At 45.7% G+C, this 19,322-nt stretch carries 16 protein-coding genes; 6 read left to right on the top strand and 10 right to left on the bottom strand.

What is annotated here, in order from left to right; genetic code table 11:
- Positions 1–94 precede the first annotated feature (94 nt).
- Complete coding sequence (locus BBC0122_RS02400) at positions 95–1,183, bottom strand: GumC domain-containing protein (protein WP_077990942.1); 1,089 nt, start codon at positions 1,181–1,183, stop codon at positions 95–97.
- 536 nt (positions 1,184–1,719) lie between these two features.
- On the opposite strand from BBC0122_RS02400, the gene BBC0122_RS02395 reads away from it, so the two are divergent.
- Complete coding sequence (locus BBC0122_RS02395) at positions 1,720–2,577, top strand: HTD2 family dehydratase (RefSeq protein ID WP_077990940.1); 858 nt, start codon at positions 1,720–1,722, stop codon at positions 2,575–2,577.
- A gap of 564 nt (positions 2,578–3,141) precedes the next feature.
- On the top strand, positions 3,142–4,122 hold the full coding sequence (locus tag BBC0122_RS02385) for an aldo/keto reductase (protein WP_077990934.1): 981 nt from the start codon (positions 3,142–3,144) through the stop codon (positions 4,120–4,122).
- Positions 4,123–4,576: 454 nt separating this feature from the next.
- Here BBC0122_RS02385 and BBC0122_RS02380 read toward each other — a convergent pair whose 3' ends face one another.
- The 9 genes from BBC0122_RS02380 to BBC0122_RS02340 form a co-directional block, all read right to left on the bottom strand.
- Positions 4,577–5,848: a CaiB/BaiF CoA transferase family protein gene (locus tag BBC0122_RS02380; protein WP_077990932.1), complete on the bottom strand. Its 1,272-nt coding sequence runs from the start codon at positions 5,846–5,848 to the stop codon at positions 4,577–4,579.
- Positions 5,826–6,689 carry an IclR family transcriptional regulator gene (locus tag BBC0122_RS02375; RefSeq protein WP_077990930.1) on the bottom strand — a complete coding sequence of 288 codons (864 nt, stop codon included), beginning with the start codon at positions 6,687–6,689 and terminating at the stop codon, positions 5,826–5,828. The genes BBC0122_RS02380 and BBC0122_RS02375 overlap by 23 nt, the downstream gene beginning before the upstream one ends.
- 11 nt (positions 6,690–6,700) lie before the next feature.
- A complete protein-coding gene (locus tag BBC0122_RS02370) occupies positions 6,701–7,453 on the bottom strand; it encodes an enoyl-CoA hydratase/isomerase family protein (RefSeq protein WP_077990928.1) in 753 nt (250 codons plus the stop codon).
- Entirely contained in the window at positions 7,443–8,408 is a 966-nt protein-coding gene (locus tag BBC0122_RS02365) for an NAD(P)H-dependent flavin oxidoreductase (protein WP_077990927.1), read from the bottom strand. The genes BBC0122_RS02370 and BBC0122_RS02365 overlap by 11 nt, the downstream gene beginning before the upstream one ends.
- A gap of 3 nt (positions 8,409–8,411) precedes the next feature.
- The gene (locus BBC0122_RS02360) at positions 8,412–9,113 is read right to left on the bottom strand and encodes an ABC transporter ATP-binding protein (protein ID WP_077994429.1); all 702 of its coding nucleotides are present in this window, start codon (positions 9,111–9,113) and stop codon (positions 8,412–8,414) included.
- Positions 9,100–9,819: an ABC transporter ATP-binding protein gene (locus tag BBC0122_RS02355; protein WP_077990925.1), complete on the bottom strand. Its 720-nt coding sequence runs from the start codon at positions 9,817–9,819 to the stop codon at positions 9,100–9,102. The genes BBC0122_RS02360 and BBC0122_RS02355 overlap by 14 nt, the downstream gene beginning before the upstream one ends.
- Positions 9,812–10,774, bottom strand: a complete 963-nt coding sequence (locus BBC0122_RS02350; RefSeq protein ID WP_077990923.1) for a branched-chain amino acid ABC transporter permease — start codon at positions 10,772–10,774, stop codon at positions 9,812–9,814. The genes BBC0122_RS02355 and BBC0122_RS02350 overlap by 8 nt, the downstream gene beginning before the upstream one ends.
- 4 nt (positions 10,775–10,778) lie before the next feature.
- Complete coding sequence (locus BBC0122_RS02345) at positions 10,779–11,654, bottom strand: branched-chain amino acid ABC transporter permease (protein WP_077990921.1); 876 nt, start codon at positions 11,652–11,654, stop codon at positions 10,779–10,781.
- A 68-nt stretch (positions 11,655–11,722) separates the two neighbouring features.
- Entirely contained in the window at positions 11,723–12,892 is a 1,170-nt protein-coding gene (locus tag BBC0122_RS02340; RefSeq protein WP_077990920.1) for an ABC transporter substrate-binding protein, read from the bottom strand.
- A 634-nt stretch (positions 12,893–13,526) separates the two neighbouring features.
- On the opposite strand from BBC0122_RS02340, the gene BBC0122_RS02335 reads away from it, so the two are divergent.
- The 4 genes from BBC0122_RS02335 to BBC0122_RS02320 all read left to right on the top strand — a co-directional run bounded on the left by BBC0122_RS02335 (position 13,527) and on the right by BBC0122_RS02320 (position 19,240).
- Positions 13,527–15,584 (top strand): 3-hydroxyacyl-CoA dehydrogenase NAD-binding domain-containing protein, encoded by a 2,058-nt coding sequence (locus BBC0122_RS02335; protein WP_077990918.1) that lies wholly within the window; start codon positions 13,527–13,529, stop codon positions 15,582–15,584.
- 130 nt (positions 15,585–15,714) lie between these two features.
- Positions 15,715–16,893, top strand: a complete 1,179-nt coding sequence (locus tag BBC0122_RS02330) for an acetyl-CoA C-acyltransferase (protein WP_077990915.1) — start codon at positions 15,715–15,717, stop codon at positions 16,891–16,893.
- A 9-nt stretch (positions 16,894–16,902) separates the two neighbouring features.
- Positions 16,903–18,084, top strand: coding sequence for an acyl-CoA dehydrogenase family protein (locus BBC0122_RS02325; RefSeq protein ID WP_077990913.1), 1,182 nt, complete (start codon positions 16,903–16,905; stop codon positions 18,082–18,084).
- Positions 18,085–18,091: 7 nt separating this feature from the next.
- Complete coding sequence (locus BBC0122_RS02320) at positions 18,092–19,240, top strand: acyl-CoA dehydrogenase family protein (RefSeq protein WP_077990911.1); 1,149 nt, start codon at positions 18,092–18,094, stop codon at positions 19,238–19,240.
- The last annotated feature ends 82 nt before the right edge of the window (positions 19,241–19,322 follow it).

Below are 19,322 nucleotides of genomic sequence, written 5' to 3'. Positions count from 1 at the left end.
TCTTATAACTTGAACACCGATTGCCACTTCTGCCAGCTTATTAAATATATCAAAAATTCGACAATTCATGTCGTAAAACTGTTTTTAAAGCCAATCAATGTAGCCATGAAATAATCGACGCATTGTCGATCATATCGAAATGGCCGTTCAAACCATAAGCCAATGCCGCCATCAACAAAAGTGCACTCACACGTGTGATTGTCCTTTTTGTTTTGTTATCTCCATTCCCTGCGCGCGTTGCTTTATCTTTTTCCTGTCCGGTGTTGACTATCCGCCCGCATCCGGTCATTTCCGCACTTGTTTCTGCATCGCATTTTTGAAAGTCTTTTTTCTGCGTGCTATCACCAATTTCGCATTTTTTTATTCCGACTTCATCTTCACGCTCGCACTTATCAGGCTCTACAGATGTTTTATTCAGCTCCGGAATTTGTTCCGGCGTTTTTTTTTCAGCCAATAAGCGAATAACCGGCTTGTCGAAAGATTTCTTCATATCATGATGATTTTGTCCGCGATCAGTTGCGGGCAATGGTTGCGGGCTTATATTCGACAGAAGCTCGTCGTCTAAATGCTCCCTCTTGTCTTCGTGCGAACAATTTGTTGGTGACTTGTCATGGGCGTCAAGTGTTGCCTGAAGGTTTGTAATTTGCCGCTGGAGTGAAACTAGTTGAACAGAAAATCGTGACGCAGCAACGGCTTCGCGCAATTGGCGCGATATTTCCTGATTGGTTTTCCGGCTCTCGTCTGCCAAACTTTTTGTTTGCCCGGCCAGTTCCTGTTTTAACCGCGAGTGCACTTCACCGGCAATGTCGTTCATCAATGCCTGTTTGTCTTTCTCCGCGGTCTGTTCAAGTTCCCGTTTATTTGCCTCAAGCAATTGCTCGATTCTGGCAAGATGGCGAACGAGCTCGTACTGTCCGGTTTTTCTTGCCTCATATTCTTTCAGCAAAGCGCGTGCTATATCGTCGAGATAAGCCTTTACATCATCGTTATTTTTTTTCGGAAAAGGCATAACATTTTCCAACTTGACCGGCGCTTTCGTTTTCATTTGTTCGTGAACCGACCGCAACCGTGCGGCAATATCCGAAAGTGTGATCTGTTGGCGCTGTATTTCTTGTGGTTGATGTCGCGCAAATTGCTTTTCACCCGCTTCATTGGAAATAAGCGATAAACGATTCATATTCATTGCACGGCCTTTTACTCAAAACGCGATAGACTAAAACATCTTGGGCTTTAAGCGCTTGATCCCTTAAACCCTTGTTATTCATAGCTCAAGTTTGGTAAATTTAGCCTTAACTATAATTGCAATCATGATTTCGGCGATCAACGGTTTGTTTTCCGCTTTGAATGCACCGCAGATGCTTTATCAACAAGTGAGCGACACGCAATTTTATTTCGCACAAAGAAGGGAAAATTTTATATTTTACTTGAAAAACACGTTTACATAATTTCTTCTTTTATCGTGATAGCCAATGTGGCAAACGAAACTTGAAGCAAATTGCAAATTCAACCCGTTATAGCAAGATTATGGAACGATGAATGCCTGAACCAATCGATGAATATCAAACCGGTGCTGAAATAGTGTCGCAAACTTTCGATAATTGTTTTGTCAAAAAAGCGCTCGAAAACCGCTAATATCAAGGCATTATGTAACGATATATCCGGATTGGTCGTTTGAGATACTAGATAACAATCCGGAAAAAACATCGGGAGGAGAAAAATTTGAAAGATTTTACCGATTGGGTCGGAAAAACGGAAACGATTGAAGATGGTCTCGACTATGTTCTGGTGGCACGTATGGCCGCGACACTGGGATCAAAGCTTCCTGAAAGAACAGATCCTCTACCACCTTTATGGCATTGGATGTATTTTCAACCAACGCTTTCCTTTCATTCATTAGGTGAAGACGGGCATCCCTCACGCGGCGAGTTCCTGCCGCCTGCCGAAAACTTCAACCGGATGTGGGCCGGCGGGAGGCTGAAATTTTTCCGCCCCCTTATCATCGGAAAACCGGCAAAACGCATATCGACTATTCGACAGATTAACGAAAAGCAAGGTAGAAGCGGAAAGCTGCTCTTTGTCACTGTCGAACATAAACATATTCAAAATGATGAAACAGCGCTTTTGGAAGAACAGGATATTGTCTATCGGGAACCGACAAAATTCGTGAATATAAAATCGGATCTTTGTCCTCGCGCACAATGGTCAGAAACGCATGAAGCCGATAGTGTCACTTTGTTCCGCTATTCGGCAGTGACTTTCAATGGCCATCGCATCCATTATGATTATCCTTACGTGACCGGTAAAGAAGGCTATCCTGCTTTGCTGGTACAAGGCCAGTTACTTGCCACTCTCGTGCTTCAGGCTTTCAAAAATGCAAATCCGGATGCAGGAATATCAAGCTTTTCCTTCCGCAGCCGAAGACCGGTTTTTTGTCCGGAAAAATTTATAACGGCCGGTCAAATCGTCGGCTCCGGTAAAGCCGAACTTTGGGTGGGCAATGAAAATGGCGTCGCGCAATCAAGCTTTGTAGAATTCACCCCCGATAACAAGAGCGTACCAACAAAGAAAATCTCTTAAGCAAGATGCAATTTTGAAGCTTCAGTAAACCGGTCGCTGTCAGCTTGTCTTTCCGCACTGTGCTGTTTTATGGTGATGGACAGGCCGGAAGATTTTTAATGTTTTTGTTTCTATTGCAACAAAGAGTTTTGAAATTCACATCCCGACATTTCCTCTTTACCGCCTAGTTTTTTGTTGCCCGACTTATCATCAAATATATGAACGACATTCATGATAACATGCGAGTTTTCCTGTCTAAACAGCAGAACCGGTTATGTTATGTTGTTTACCGATAGCGATGAGATTTCGTTGGCAAGGTGCGGTTACATTGTTTTGTATCTACCGGCTTGGCAAATTGTGCGACGTTGAATTTAACGGAACATTTTGACGAAAAACAAAGCGGGTGCAGCCAACGGGATGATTTGCCGAATATGAAAACAGTCAAGAACAAATGTTCGAAAAACGGCGTTCACGCATAAACCGAATTGATAAGGAATATTCCGGAAAATGAACGTCTTGCTAAAATGACCGGCTTTAAAAATCGCGATGAAGTTTCGCAGCATTTGTTCACATGAGGAAAACAAAATGAAATATACCCATCTTGGTCGCACAGGTCTGAAAGTCAGCCGTTTGGCATTGGGGGCGATGAATTTCGGCTATCTGACGGATGAAAAAGAAGCATGTCATATTATGGATGCTGCCGTTGATAATGGAATTAATCTCTTTGACACAGCCGATATTTATGGAACGCGCCAATATCCTGAAATCCCGAAGGGCAGCGGAATTTCGGAAGAATTTATCGGCAACTGGATCAAAAACAGCGGTAAACGTGACCGGATTGTTCTTGCGACCAAGCTTTATCAGCCTATGGATTATGGTGTAAATGACAGACATCTTTCCGCCTACCATATAAGGCGAGCTTGTGAAGCAAGCCTCAAACGGCTTAAAACCGATCATATCGACCTTTATCAAATGCACCATATCGACCGCGGGACACCGTGGGATGAAATTTGGGAAGCGATGGAGGTTCTCATCACACAAGGAAAGATTTCCTATGTCGGTTCGTCGAATTTCGCCGGATGGCACATTGCAACAGCCCAAGGCAAAGCTGTCGAACGGCATATGCTCGGCCTTGTCAGCGAACAGGACATCTATAATCTGAGAAATCGCGCCATTGAAACCGAAGTCATTCCTGCCTGCCGCTATCATGGTCTGGGATTGATTTTGTGGAGTCCGCTTGACGGCGGGTTACTTGCAGGAGCACTTGACAAATTCGAGAGTGGCCGTCGCGCCGATCTTGAAAATGTTGTTGCCGAACACCACGATCAACTCGTTGCCTATGAAGCGTTATGCAAAGAATTGAATGAAAAACCGGCAGATGTTGCGCTTGCCTGGTGCCTCAATAATCCCGTTGTCAGCGCTCCCATTATCGGGCCCAGAACAAAAGCCCAATTGGAAGCAAATTTGCGAGCTGTTGATATTTCTTTGTCAAAGGAAACACTGGACAGGCTCGACAAAATTTGGCCGGGTCCAAAAGGCGAAGCGCCCGAAGCTTATGCATGGTAAAGCGACAAAATAAAGTGAGTATTTGAAATCATAAATTAGCAAAAAAGTCGGATTTTCGGAATTTGAACCGGTCATTCCGCGACACTCTACAATCTCCGGCCACAATCTCCGGTCACAATCTCCGACCACAATCTCCGGCCGCAATCTGCGGCCTTAGTCTCCGGTTTTTAGAGGCGAATTTCCTTAATAGCCCCCCATAAATTGCATGATTTACACTTTGCGGGTTGCGGGAGGCACTCTTTGTCGATAGCGGGTGGCTAACATTGTCGATAACGGGAGGAACACTTTGTCAAACCCGACAAAGTATTCAGTCGCCCGTTGATTGATTTTTATGGTTTTCTGCCTGCTATCGCTTAATTTTATGATTTCCATGTGAACGAACACAAAAAAGCACAGTACCGCCTATCGGATGCTGTGCTTTTGATTGTCAAACCATGAACCAATTTTTCAAAATTCAATTCAAATGATGCCGGTGCATGAATTCATTGACCTCTTCATCGGCGAAACCGAGCACATCTTTAAGAATTTCGATATTGTGTTCGCCAAGCATTGGCGGGCGACGTTGCAGAGGCGAACGCTGACCATGAAAACGGTAAGGCGGGTTAAGGACTTTGGCCTTTCCTGCAATCGGGTGGTCAACCTCGCACACCATTTGATTTTCTTGTGCGCGTTTTGAAGTCATCGCCGCATAAAGCCCGTCCACTTCGCCACAGGGAATATCGACCTCGTTCATGCGACGGATCAACTCGGCGCGCGGAAACTTTTTTACTTCCTCCTTGAAAATCGGGCCAATAATATTCCTGTTTTTTATTCTGTCCAGATTGGTCTTGAAACGCGGGTCTTCCATAATATCCGGCCGGTCAATGACTTTGGTGCAGAAAGCCGTAAATTGCCTGAAATTACCGACAGCTATAACAACCGGACCATCTGCCGCTTCATAAACACCATAAGGCATAATCGAGGGGTGATTGTTACCCCATTTTAGCGGATCTTTGCCATTGGCCAAGGCTTCCAGCCCATAATAGGCGGTGAGCTGGACGGCTGTATTGTAAAGCGATATTTCGACATGGCTGCCGCGCCCTGTCCGCTCCCGCTCATATAATGCGGCAAGGATTGCTTGTGCGCTATATAATCCGGTAAACAAATCGACCACCGCAACACCGAATTTTAAAGGTGGTTGGCCGAGATCGCCGTTCATGCCCATGAGCCCCGTTTCGCCTTGTAAAACGATGTCATATCCCAGACGTTCTTTTTCCGAACTATGGCGGTCATAGCCAGAAATCGAACAATAAATAAGCCGCGGGTTTATCTTCGACAATTGTTCGTAACCGATACCGAGTTTTTCCGCTCCGCCATATTTGAAATTTTGAATGAACACGTCGGCATTTTTGACGAGCTTCAATACAATATCGAGATCTTTTTTATCGGTATAATCAAGACCGATAGAACGTTTATTGCGATTCATTGAATAAAAATAGGTTGTATCGCGCTCGCCGATGCGCACCCCCCAATCGCGTGTATCATCGCCACGTTCGGGATGTTCTATCTTGATAACATCAGCTCCCATATCTCCCAGACATTGCGCAGACAAAGGACCGGCAAGAACGCGTGAAGCATCAACCACTTTCACTCCCGCCAATGGTTCACCAGGTATCGCTTTTCTGTTTTCCGGTGCTGCATTGCTGTCGTGCTGAACCTCGTTCCTAGTGTCTAACTTTCCTGTCATAATTTCCTCCTTCTATCGTCTGGCTGTTTTTCAACAACTGAACGATTCCCAATAATTTCTTTTTCACCTCTCCGAGCAGTAGTTCTCTCCCCACCATTTTAGCAGGTCCCGCCACATTAATAGACATAACAGGCAATCCCTCACCCGGATTAAAACCTGCCGCTATCGCATTGACATCCTGTTGCCAGTCTTGAAAAGAGGTGCAGCAACCCGTGGTTTCATGTTCATGGATTGCTTTTTTGATTCCGTCATATATTTCCGGCCACTCGATTTCGTCGCGTCGGCGAATGTCATAAAAAATCGCTTCGCGGTCACGTTCGCTGCTGGCTGCAAGTAGAGCACGCCCCATTGCACTATTGATAATGGAAATACGCGTTCCCAAACGCGTAGGCAAAACCGACCCATCCGCCGGTGTACAATATTCAAGGTAAAGTGCACTTCGGTGATCGGCTATACCAAGCCCGACCGAAGCTTTGCTCATATCGGACAATTCCTGCATGTAAGGTTTGGCAATGGACCTTATAGTAAGGCTTGAAAGCATTGTCGTACCAAGCGTGATGACAGCCGCTCCCAACCGGTATTTCCCCTTGCTTTCAACATAATAAAGATAGCCCAGACGCATCAGCGTGTAGGTTAGTCTTGAAACGGTGGAACGTGGCAAATTGCAGCGTTCGGAAATATCGTTGTTAGAAAGCAGAATGTCCCCGTGGCGAAAACAGGCAAGCACTTTCAGCCCGCGCCCAAGAGCGGTCACAAAATGGCGTTCGGTATTCCTGTCGACCTTGTTGCTGTCGGTCAACGGAATATCATTGGATGGAATAGGTGTTCTTTTACGCGCCATTATGATTCCTGTTATTTATTGAAAAATCCTTTGATAATTTTTTGAGTTTCTGCACTCATTCGCAAGTTGTGAAATGTTTTTGCTTCCTCTTCAAGGACTGACACTAATTTATCCTTATTCCGTTTTTTTAGCATTTTTTTGGTTGCCAATATGGATTGAAACGGCATTTTTGCAAGTTTTTCCGCTTTTTGAAGTGCATAAGAAACGGCATTATTGTCTTCAACAATAGCGTTCAAAAGATGGAACTGTAAGGCATCCTCCGCACTGAAGAAATCTCCGAAAAACAACAATTCGGCTGCCTTTTTGTAGCCTGCCGCAAGCGGGAGATAGAATGTCGATCCACCTTCCGGAGATAGCCCCAAAGTTGCAAACGGGAATCTGAAACGGGCACTCGTTCCGCAATAGGCAAGGTCGCAGTGGTTAAGCATTGTCGCCCCTATCCCGACCGCATAACCTTCCACAGCCGCAATGACCGGTTTGTTCATGCCATGAAGTGTGAGCAGCAATTTCAACCCCGGAGATTGGCCTTTCCCATCAAGCAAACTCTCTCCGGTAAAATCATGAAGGTCATTGCCCGCGGTAAAACATTTACCCGCGCCCGAAAGCACAATAACCCTGATATTTTCATTCTCGTCGGCATTCTGGAGCGCATCAGTCAACAACCGGTATGCTTCCCGATCGAGTGCATTATGTTTTTCGGGTCTGTTCATAATAATATGACAGACCTCAGGGATTGGCATTTCCACCAATATTTTACCGGACATAGATTGTCCCCTTATTTTGCAGACGGTGAAAAGCGGCACGATATTCCCTTTTCAATTTGGCAATAACTTCGGATGCTGGCAATATTTCGTCGATATTACCGACGCCCTGTCCTGCACCCCAAATATTTTTCCACGGTTTGACCCGCGTCGAACCGAAATTTGCTGACAAACCATTTTTCAAATCATCCGGATCAAGGCCGGAACGAACAATACTCTCCCTCAGGTAATTGCCATTAACACCCGTGAAAAAGGGTGTGTAAACAATCCCGCTCGCATCCGATTGGATAATCATTTCTTTATATTCATCAACCGCATTTGCTTCGGGAGTTGCGATAAAACGGGTTCCGATATAAGCCGCATTGGCGCCCATTGCCTGCGCCGCTAGAATATCATCACCGCGTGATATTGCGCCCGAAAGAACGATCACACCGTCGTAAAACCGGCGTATTTCGCCAACCAGAGCAAAAGGACTGAGCGAGCCACCATGCCCGCCTGCCCCCGCACAAACGGCGATAAGACCGTCAACTCCCTCGTTCAATGCTTTTTTTGCGTGCCTTATACTGATGACATCATGGAGCACCACTCCGCCGTAATTATGAACGGCTTCAACCACTTTTCCCGGCGCATGAAGGGAGGTGATAACCACCGGAACTTTATGTTCGACACACACGCCAAGATCATGGTCAAGCCGGTCATTGGACGCATGAACAATCAAATTGACCGCATAGGGAGCCGGTTTTGCACATTTTCCCGTCGAGACAGCTTTTTGGATGCCCTCTTCAATTGTTGAAAGCATGAGGGGAAAATCTTCCTTTTGACGTGCATTGAGGGAAGGAATGGAACCGATAATTCCATTGCAGCATTCAGCGATAACCAATTGCGGATTGGAAACGATAAAAAGCGGCGAAGCAATTGCCGGAAGTGCGAGATGTTCGATAATTTCCTGAAGTGACATTGCCTACTCCTGTGCCAGATAAAGTTCGTGTAATGCATGAAGATCGACATCGGCGGCCGGTTGCTTTAGCAAAATCTTGCCATCGCGCATGAGATAGACCAAATCGGCAATGTTGACGGCCATACGGGTATTCTGTTCGACGAGAACAATTGTTACGCCATGCTCTTTCATGCGGCCGATAATATTGAAGACCTCTTTCACCATGACCGGTGAAAGCCCCAATGAAGGTTCATCGATCAGAAGAATTTCGGGATCCGACATCAATGCACGCGCCATTGCAAGCATTTGCGCTTCGCCGCCTGACAGTGACCCCGCCAATTGGAGACGACGTTCTTTCAATTTGGGAAACAAAACATACATTTCTTCCGCTTTGGAAGAAAAAGTTGCACGGCAGCGTTTATCAAAAGCTCCCAAAGCGAGATTTTCTTCAACTGTCATATCCGGAAAAATCATACGGCCTTCCGGAACCATTGCGAGTTTGACACCGACAAAGTCCCAAGTCTTTTTTCCCGCAACGTTTTTGCCGTTTATTTCGACGGTTCCCTGATATGGTAACAGTCCGGTAATTGCCCGTAACAAAGTGGTTTTGCCTGCGCCATTCGGACCGACAATGGTTGTCAATTGCTTTTCGGGAAACTCGAGCGATACACCGCGCAATATCGTGATCGCGCCATAACCGGTATGCAAATCTTCAATCTTCAACATGACTTGCACCTGTGTAACTTTCTATGACTTTCGGGTTGGTGAAAACTTCGCGTGGTGTCCCGTCGGCAATCAATTGGCCGAAATTCAATGCGATAACCCGCGAACAAAGCTTGGAAATTGTCTCTATGTCATGTTCAACAATAATAATTCCGATACCAAGCGTTGAATTGATCTGCTTCAATTTTTCCATAAACAGGCGTTTTGCCTGACTTTCAAGGCCGGCCAGCACCTCGTCAAGCAGTAACAATTTCGGTCTGGTTGCTAGCGCTTTGGCAATTTCCAGCCGTTTGAGTTCCTGCATGGCAAGCTCGCTCGCCGCATCGCTATCGGCTTTATGTTTAATTTCCAATAATTCCAGAATTTCATCTATCCTTTCCGGATTATTCTCGCGAGCGCCGAAAGTTTGGGCAACAATCAGATTTTCCCGTACTGTGAGATGGTGCATGGGCTTCGGAATCTGGAAGGTGCGCCCCAATCCCAGACGGGCACGTTTATAAAGTGCCAATCGCGTTATATCGCTTTTGTCCATAATGACATGGCCGAGTGTCGGGCGAACAAGCCCCGAAACTGCATTGAAGAGCGTTGTTTTACCGGCACCGTTGGGACCGATAAGCCCCAGAATTTCATGGCTGCCAACGCTGAAAGACACATCGTTTACAGCAACAAGGCCGCCAAACCGGACTGTAATATTTTTTATCTCAAGCATGAGCTTTCCTGTTCTTGAAAAAGAGCGATAAAAGTCCATCCGGAGCAACGAGAATAAGTATTGCCAGAATAATCCCCAGAATGATCTGGTGGCCGACCGAAGTATGGAAAACAGCCGCAAAAAATTCTTTTGCAACAATCTGGTCGAACAGATAGATCACGACAGCACCGATAACCGGCCCCCACAATGTTCGGGAGCCACCAAAAATAGCGGCAATGATCGGCAAAAGGCTCCAATTGGCAGAAAATGCATCATCCGGATTGAGTGAGCCGATGAGATGCGTATTAAAAGCACCGATAAGTCCTGCAATGAAAGCCGATAACAAGAGAATGAGAAATTTGAGCCTGACAGCATTGACACCGACAACCAGACTTGCATCCTCGCTTTCGGCTATAGCTTTCAATGCCAAACCGGTTCTGGAACGCAGAATGGAACCATAGATAAATGCGATAACCAGAATGATGGCAAGCATCAGAAAATAAGCACCAAGACGTTGTGAAAAATCGATTCCCAAAACTTCCGGAAGCGGCGGGATGGAGCTTATGCCGGCAGAACCATTTGTCCATTGCGGCATTTCGACAGCCAGACCATAGAAAATTTGCGCATAACCAAGAATAGCCAGAGCAAAATAGGACCCTGACAATCTTATAATCGGCAACATCAAGACGGCTGAAAGAGCCGCGATAATTGCCGCAAATGGAACAGCAAGCAAAACCGGAACTCCACAGCGCATGGTAACAATTGCGCTCGCATAAGATGCTATTCCAAAAAACGCTGCATGGCCGAAACTCGTCATGCCACCAAGATTGGAAAGCATCGCCCATGACAAGGCAAGCCCCGCAATGACCAATGACGAGATAATCGTCATCAGATAATAATCATTCAGGAAGAATGGCAACACGCCTGCAATGATAATGAGCAAGACAAACAAAATAGAAGATTGAAGCTTTGCCATTTTTCTAACCTCTCCGCTGTGTTTTGCCGAAAAGACCATTCGGAAGGAAAATCAGTACACCGAGGAAAAGCAGCATCGAAACCATATTGGCAAATGACGCATTGAAATAACTTTCGGTCATAGTCTGGGCCAGAGCCAGCAAAATCGCACCTATCAACACACCCGGAATCGAACCGATACCGGCAAGCACCGTGATAATAAAGGCTTTGATCGTCAGCATATGTCCAAGACCGGGAGTGATCGGCTGAAAAGTATAAAGTGCTATTCCGGCGACTGTCGCAAGCAAGGCACCGATAACAAATGAAATAAGCTCGGTGCGAACGGGGTTGATACCCATCAGCTTGGCTGCATTACGATTTGAAGTGACAGCGCGCACCGCCCGCCCGTACCAACTGTTTTTGAGCCAAAGCCACAAAGCCAACATGAGAAGAATTGCCAGAACAAGCGCAATAAGCTGACTGTAAGTGGCAAAAATATCAATTGCGAGAAGCGGTTCGACCGTTTCCTGCATATCGGCACTCATGCGTGGCTCGTTTCGCGCTATGATAAGAATTGCATTGGTAATAATAATACCGAACGAATAGGTGAATATCAGCGAATTCAGTTCGCGTTGTCTGGTTATCCGGTTGAGCAAGATAAAAATGAGACATGCAATGAGCCCGACCACCAAAAACGCTACCGGAATTGCAAGATAAGGGTTATACCCCCACTGGCTTTCAAACATGTAGCCGATATAGGCTGCCAATAGTACCAGTTCGCCATGGGCAAGATTGATAATCTTCATCGCACCGAAAACAAGAGCAAGGCCTAAAGCAATCAATGCATAAACCGCCCCTATTGTAAGTGCTGTAAAAATTGCCGGTAGCAATAAATCCATCATAGAACTCTTGATTTTTGAGAAAAGAAATCATTCCGTATTGCATACGAAACAACGCGGTTTAGCACCCTTCACCAGGGACGAGCCGGTAACAGAAGCGGTTTTGTAGCTTGGTCTAATGGTGCAACAATTGGCAGTTCTTTGCCTTGATGCTGGGCCATACGCAGCGAAAAATGGATATTCTCGCCGGTATCATCAAACTTGATTTTACCAATCAGGCTGTCAACTTCTTCGGCACGTAATTCGTCGGAAAGTTTTGTCCGGTCGAATGAACCCTTTTTGGCCAGGCGATCAATTGCATCGAAAAGAAGTTTCGCCTGAACATAACCGTAAACTGCCTGATAATCGACATCCTTGCCGTAAAGTTCTTTATAGGCTGCTTGAAAGGTTTTGCCTTCCTCGTCATTGAAAGCCGCCGGAAAGGAGATCAAAGCAGCACCGATCACTTTTTCCATAAGATCGGGAAAATCTTCCTGCATTTTGACTGTCGCGACACTCCATGTTCCAACCATAGCCTTGACATCAGGCTTGATAAGTTTAGCCGCACGCAAAATTCCGATGTAATCATTTTCATAGACAATCATCAGGATAACATCCGGTTTGTCGCGCAAACGCATCCGGTTGACCAACGGTTGGAAATTGGTGGTTGAAGCGTCGAAAGGATATTCAACAAATTCTATGTTTTGCTGTTTGAGATGGGCTCCTACCGTTTTGGCAAGCAGACTGGGAGCATCGCTACGCGTGTTGACAAAAATTGCAACTTTTGTCGGTTTTAGTTCGTCAAGCATTCCATTGACTGCAACCGCATAACCGCCATTGTTATTGACGCGGAAAAAGGTTTTCAATCCCCGTCTTGTCAGTTCTTCCGATACAGCACCCGCCGTCATATAAGTAACGCCATAACGATTGGAAACTTCCGAGGCAGGCCCGATAATGCTTGAAGCATAACCGCCGATAATCGCCGCATCGCCGCTACTTGCAAATTTTTCGACAGCAGTCACCGCTTTGGTTGCAGTACTTTCATCATCCACAATATCGAATCTTACTTTCGTTTCACTATTGAGGTTATGAAGATGTTCGGCAACCAACATACCTTCGCGATAAGCCTGTCCTGCCCGTGCAAAAGCCCCTGTTAATGGCAGGTGAGCACCAACAACATATTCTTCGGCAAATGAAACGCCCGAAAAAATAAATATACCTATTGCTGCAATAAATAAGGATATAATTTTATTCCAAACCATATAGCATCCTCCCGTTATATCTGTTTGAATAATATTATTTTATATTTAAAATTAGTGGTTATACTATATTTTAGTATAGTATGATTACACTATTCTTCTATGTATTTGTTTTGTGAAAAAGGTTGCAAAGTTCCTCCCAGACAACCCCTTGTCTGGCAACGATAACCAATTCACCGGAACCCGTCAATATTTTTCTGCATGGCGGAATAAGAGACGAAAAATAGCTATTTTCAATCTTTGCCTGCACCCCCTTTTATCAAAGCAAACGGGCAATCTTTTAACGGATACAATATTCAAACTACCGGAATATTTTTGTAAAAATCAACTTTGACGCGACATACCTTTTTCAAAACGGCGCGAGTGAAAATGTTATTTTGCTAAAAAAATCTCCTTTATTCCGATAATTCGTAGATTGAAAAACCACAGCAAACATAATTGTGAACAAAACTCGATCTTTGACATTGCATTTTATTTTCCATTATGCAGAATAATGGTTGGAGTTTCCATAGGGGGGAGTAGGTTCTACAAACCGTATTCCTGAACGTGTCGAAAATCATTCTGCATCTATCAATTGGTTGAAATGGTCAGCTTTCGACATTGGCTGTGGGGCGTTTTCATTGCTGGGAGGTAAATAATGACGGACATTGTTTCATTTGAAGTACGAGATGGTACAGGAATTATATGGCTTAATAATGCGCCGGTGAATGCTTTGTCCCAAGCGCTTCGGTCGCAAATCGACATAGCTTTGGACAAAATCGCTGCCGATAAAGCCATTGGTTCGGCAGTCATTGCTTCAAAACTGAATGTCTTCGTTGCAGGTGCTGATATTACCGAGTTCGGCAAACCGGCAAAGTCTCCGGTTCTTGTCGATCTTATCGAAAAAATTCGTCATTTCAAAAAACCGGTGGTTGCTGCAATCAACGGTGTAGCCTTTGGCGGCGGTGCCGAAATTGCTCTTAGCTGCTCGAAACGTATAGCAGGGCCAAAAGCTCAAATCGGCCTGCCTGAAATCAATTTAGGTCTCATTCCCGGTGCGGGAGCGTTACAACTTTTGCCTCCCATCATAGGGGCTGACAAAACCTTTGAATTGGCAAAAAGCGGAAAACCGCTTTCTGCAAAAGCCGCCCTGTCGAATGGAATCGTCTCGGTTATTGCCGATGGCGATCTTGTTGGAGAAGCAATAGAACTGGCAAATACGCTTGTAGCCGAACATTATGAAAACCGTGTGGACGATGCAGCTTTTGTTAGCCGTGATAATAAACAGGCCTTTGATGCACTGGTTCAAAAAGAACTCAAGCACAAGTCGGAAAATCCCGGAATTGAAGCTCTTATCGACACGATGCAGGCAGGGTTTCACGAAAACTTTGCAGATAATCTCAAGCGTACACGAAAGCATTTTTCCTGTTTGCAAAATGATGAACGTTCAAAAGCTATGCGATATGCTTTTTTTGCCGAACGCGCTGCCGCAAAAATCGACACCGGAAATACAACCCCTGTTACGATAAACTCGCTGGCAGTCATAGGCGCCGGAACAATGGGTTCGGGCATTGCCATGGCAGCGGCGAGCAAGGGTTTTCCTGTTACGCTTATTGAAACAAATCCCGAAGCATTAGAGCGTGGATTGAAAAAAATTGCCGATACATATCAGAGCCTCGTTGAACGTGGCCGGATGACCAAAGAAGCCGGCCAAAAATGCGTTGAATCTATTAAAGGTAAAATCGGCCTTGACCATGCAGCTCACGCCGATCTGGTTATCGAAGCCGCCTTTGAAGATATGAAGGTGAAAAAAGACATATTCACCGCACTTGATAAAATTGCAAAGCCTTCCGCTGTTCTTGCAACCAACACATCCTACCTTGATGTGAACGAGATTGCAGGCGTTACAGCCCGCGCCGAAAATGTACTCGGACTTCATTTTTTCTCACCCGCCAATATTATGCGCCTTGTTGAAGTCGTTAGAGCCAAAAAAACTTCGTTACCGGTTTTGGCCGGTTCGGTAAATTTTGCCAGAAAAATAGGTAAAATTCCGGTTGTTGTTGGCGTTTGTCATGGCTTTGTCGGCAATCGGATGCTGGCAAGAAGAACGGAAGCTTCCGAAAAATTGTTACAAGATGGTGCCCTGCCATGGCAGATTGATAAGGCAATGACCGATTTCGGGTTCAAAATGGGGCCTTATGCCGTTTCCGACCTCGCCGGACTTGATATTGGCTGGCGTAACCGCAAAGCAATCGGACAAGTCTTTCCGATCGCTGATGCTATCTGCGAATTGGGATATTTCGGTCAGAAAACCGGACGTGGCTATTATATTTATAAAAATGGCTCAAGGACAGGCGAACGCGATCCTGAAATTGAAAAGCTTATTGAAGATGTATCGAAAAAGCTTGGCATAAAACGTCGCCCCATATCGGATGATGAAATTATCGAACGCCTGATTTATCCCATGATTAATGAAGGCGCCCGCATTATTGAAGAAGGTATTGTTGCACGTCCCGGTGACATTGATGTCATCTGGTGCAACGGTTATGGCTGGCCGGTCTGGCGCGGCGGCCCCATCTATTATGCCGACCATAAAGGACTGAAGCTCATTGCCGGAAGGCTTGAGCATTATGCCGAAGAGTTCGGTGACGAAAGTCTTAAACCTGCGCCATTGCTTGAACAATTGGTCAAATCGAACAAGCATTTTGAAGACTGAACAGAGGAAAGACTGAACGGGATTAAAACCAATCGGTCAAAGACCAGTCCATACGATTTTACAATTGCCGGTCATAAGAGAGGAAGACCGGCATAACACCGTGTAAATCGTTTAATTCGGGAGTGAGAAAATGGATGAAGCTGTTATTGTTTCGACTGCCAGAACGCCGATTGGCAAAGCATTTCGCGGAAGTCTCAACCTGACACATGGTGCGGATCTCGCTGCCCATTGTATCAAAGCAGCCATAAATAAAATAGGTATTGATCCGGCCGATGTTGAAGATGTCGTTCTTGGTTGCGGCTTTCCGGAAGCAGCAACGGGAGGCAATGTCGCCCGCCATGCATCGCTTATTGCGGGATTACCGGTAAAATCTTCGGGTGTTACTGTTTCACGCTTTTGCGCTTCCGGTTTACAGGCAATTGCCGATGCTGCCCATCGCATCATGTGTGACAAAGTACCGACTATGGTTGCTGGCGGGGTAGAATCCATTTCCCTTGTCCAGCCGAATGTACGGCGTGACCTTGTCGTCAATCCCTGGCTTAAAGAACATATTCCGGAAATTTATATGTCAATGATCGACACGGCCGATCTTGTTGCAGAACGCTACAATATATCAAGACATGCGCAGGATGAATTTGCTGTAGAAAGTCAAAGGCGGGTTGCCAAAGCACAAAAAGAAGGCCTTTTCGATGATGAAATCGTGCCCATTACAACGATTTGCTCGAAAACCAACAAAGAGACCGGCGAGGTTACACAAGAAACCGTTACCCTTTCAAAGGATGAAGGCAACCGCCCCGGCACAACACTTGAAGCATTGTCAAAACTTAATCCGGTTAAAGACGAACGTTTTGTGACAGCAGGCAATGCAAGCCAGCTATCCGACGGTGCTTCGGTTTGTGTGCTGATGTCCAAAACACAGGCAAGCAAACAAAATCTCGAACCACTCGGTATTTTTCGTGGCTTTGTGTCGGTCGGCTGCTCGCCTGAAGAGATGGGCATCGGTCCCGTTTTTGCGGTTCCCCGATTACTGCAACGCCATCATTTGAAGATCTCCGACATAGGATTGTGGGAACTCAATGAAGCGTTTGCATCGCAGTCTGTCTATTGCCGCGACACATTGGGAATTGATCCGGAAATTGTCAATGTCAACGGCGGGGCGATCGCCATCGGGCATCCCTTTGGAATGAGCGGTGCACGATTGGTCGGCCACGCTTTGATAGAAGGTAAACGACGCGGTGTACGTTATGCGGTTGTTACAATGTGTGTAGCCGGCGGCATGGGATGTGCCGGACTTTTTGAAATTAATTGAGGTGTCATTATGGATTTGCGTTTTACTGATGAAGAGCTGAAATTCCGCGATAAGTTGCGGCATTTTTTCCAAACCGAAATTCCCGAAAAAATTCGGGAAAAGGTAAGTGCCGGCGAGAGTTTGAGCAAAGAAGAAATGGTGACCTCGCAACGTATTCTCAACGCTGCAGGGCTTGCTGTACCGCATTGGCCGATTGAATGGGGGGGAAAAGACTGGACGCCTATCCAGCGCTATATCTTTACCGAGGAAGTCCTCTACAATGCAGTTCCCCTTCCCCTCCAGTTCAACTGCTTTATGGTTGGTCCGGTGATTGCTACATTCGGAAACCAAAAGCAAAAAGAACGTTTTCTGAAACGTGCCGCCAATCTTGACGACTGGTGGTGTCAGGGATTTTCCGAACCGGGCGCGGGTTCCGATCTCGCATCATTGACAACAAGAGCTGTTCGTGAAGGCGACTATTACATTGTTAATGGACAAAAAACATGGACAACACTCGGTCAATATGCGGACTGGATATTCTGTCTCGTCAGAACAGATCCCAATGTAAAAAAACAGGCAGGTATATCATTCATCCTTATTGATATGAAAACCCCCGGCATCACTATCCGCCCCATTATTACCATTGACGGGCGACATGAAGTTAATGAAATTTTCTTTTCCGACGTAAAAGTACCGGCCGAAAATCTTGTCGGCGAAGAAAATAAAGGCTGGTCATATGCCAAATTCCTTTTGGCGAATGAACGTTCCGGAATTGCACGGTTGGGGCTTACCAAAGAACGTGTATCGCGGATCAAACGAATTGCCAAAACTGTTCCTTATCATCAGAAAACCATGTGGGAAAATACCGGTTTCAGGGAACGGCTATCCTGGCTTGAAATCGAATTGAAGGCATTGGAAATAACGCAAATGCGCGTTTTATCAAAACAAGTTGCAGGCGATAAAGCACCTGATCCGGCATCATCTATTTTAAAAATCAAGGGTTCCGAGCTTCAGCAGGCATCAACCGAATTATTACTTGAACTTGCCGGCCCGTTATCATTGGCGGGAAGTGATGCAGCAGCTCTGCCTGACGGTGTGGATTGGGCCCGTGGTGTTCCCGGACTTTATATGAACACACGCAAGGTTTCGATCTATGGTGGTTCAAACGAAATTCAGCATAATGTAATTGCAAAAGCAATTTTGGGAATGTGAGGCTAAAATGGACTTTCAACTTAATGAAGAACAATCCATGTTGGAAAACAGCATTGGCCGTTTTGTTCGCGAAAAATTCTCGACACTGGAAGCTATTGACAACGCCCGGAAAAATACTCGCGGTTTTAGCGATGCCGATTGGCAACAACTGGTGGAAATGGGCCTCACAATGATGCCTTTTTCGGAAGCCGATGGCGGGCTTGGCTATGGTATCGAAGAAACCGGCATTGTCATGTCGGCCTTGGGAAGGGGTTTGGTGGCCGCTCCCTATCTCAACAATATTGTTATTCCCGGCGTCATATTGTCGAAAGCTGCAAATGACAGCCAGAAGAGCAAGTTGCTTTCTATTATGATTGAAGGTCAGAAACGTTTTGCATTTGCCCATAATGAGGCAAAAACTTTCAATGATCCTTTCAATATCGAATTGTCTGCTAAAAAAAGTGGAAATCAATATGCGCTGAATGGTACGAAAGTGGTCGTCCCTTATGCAGAAGGTGCCGATTATTATATTGTCAGTGCCAGAACCGGCGAACACAAAGCACCTGAAGAGAGCCTTGGTTTGTTTATCGTGCCAGCAGACACAAAAGGCGTTGAAGCCGCTCATTACAAGAGCGCCGACGGCGGGCGTGCGTCCAACATTACATTCAAAAATGTTTTGATTGACGAAGAAAACCGCCTTGGCAAGGAAAACGAAGCTTTTCCCGTTATCGAACGTGCCTTGCAAGAAGGTATGGTTGCGATGATGGCAGAAGCTGCCGGCATTATGGATCAACTACTGCATCTTACTGTCGATTACTTGAAACAGCGTGTGCAATTCGGTGTCGCTATTTCCGGTTTTCAGGCACTCCAACACAAAGCCGTTGATATAATGATTGCATCCGAGCAAGCCCGCTCCATGAGCTATTATGCGATGATGATGCTGAATGCGCAGGATCGACAGGAACGTCTTGCCACTCTCTCTGCAGCCAAAGCGCAAATCAATAAATCTGCCCGTTTTGTAGGGCAAATGTCGGTACAACTTCACGGCGGTATCGGCATGACAATGGAATATATCGGCGCGCATTATTTCCGTCGTTTAACAATGATTGAAATGCTTTTTGGTTCAAGCGATGTGCATATCGAGAATGTCATTCATTATGGCAAACTCGTTGCTTGATTGACGGAAGGTTTCAAACCCGAAAGTCAATAAAAATGGTTGGATTAAGGTAATGTTGCTTCTATACATTATCTTGCCAACC

Source organism: Ditibartonella choladocola (genome assembly GCF_002007565.1).
GTDB classification, from domain to species: domain Bacteria; phylum Pseudomonadota; class Alphaproteobacteria; order Rhizobiales; family Rhizobiaceae; genus Bartonella; species Bartonella choladocola.
Note: the sequence above shows the minus strand (reverse complement) of the source record. Positions and strands in the feature narration are given on the sequence as shown.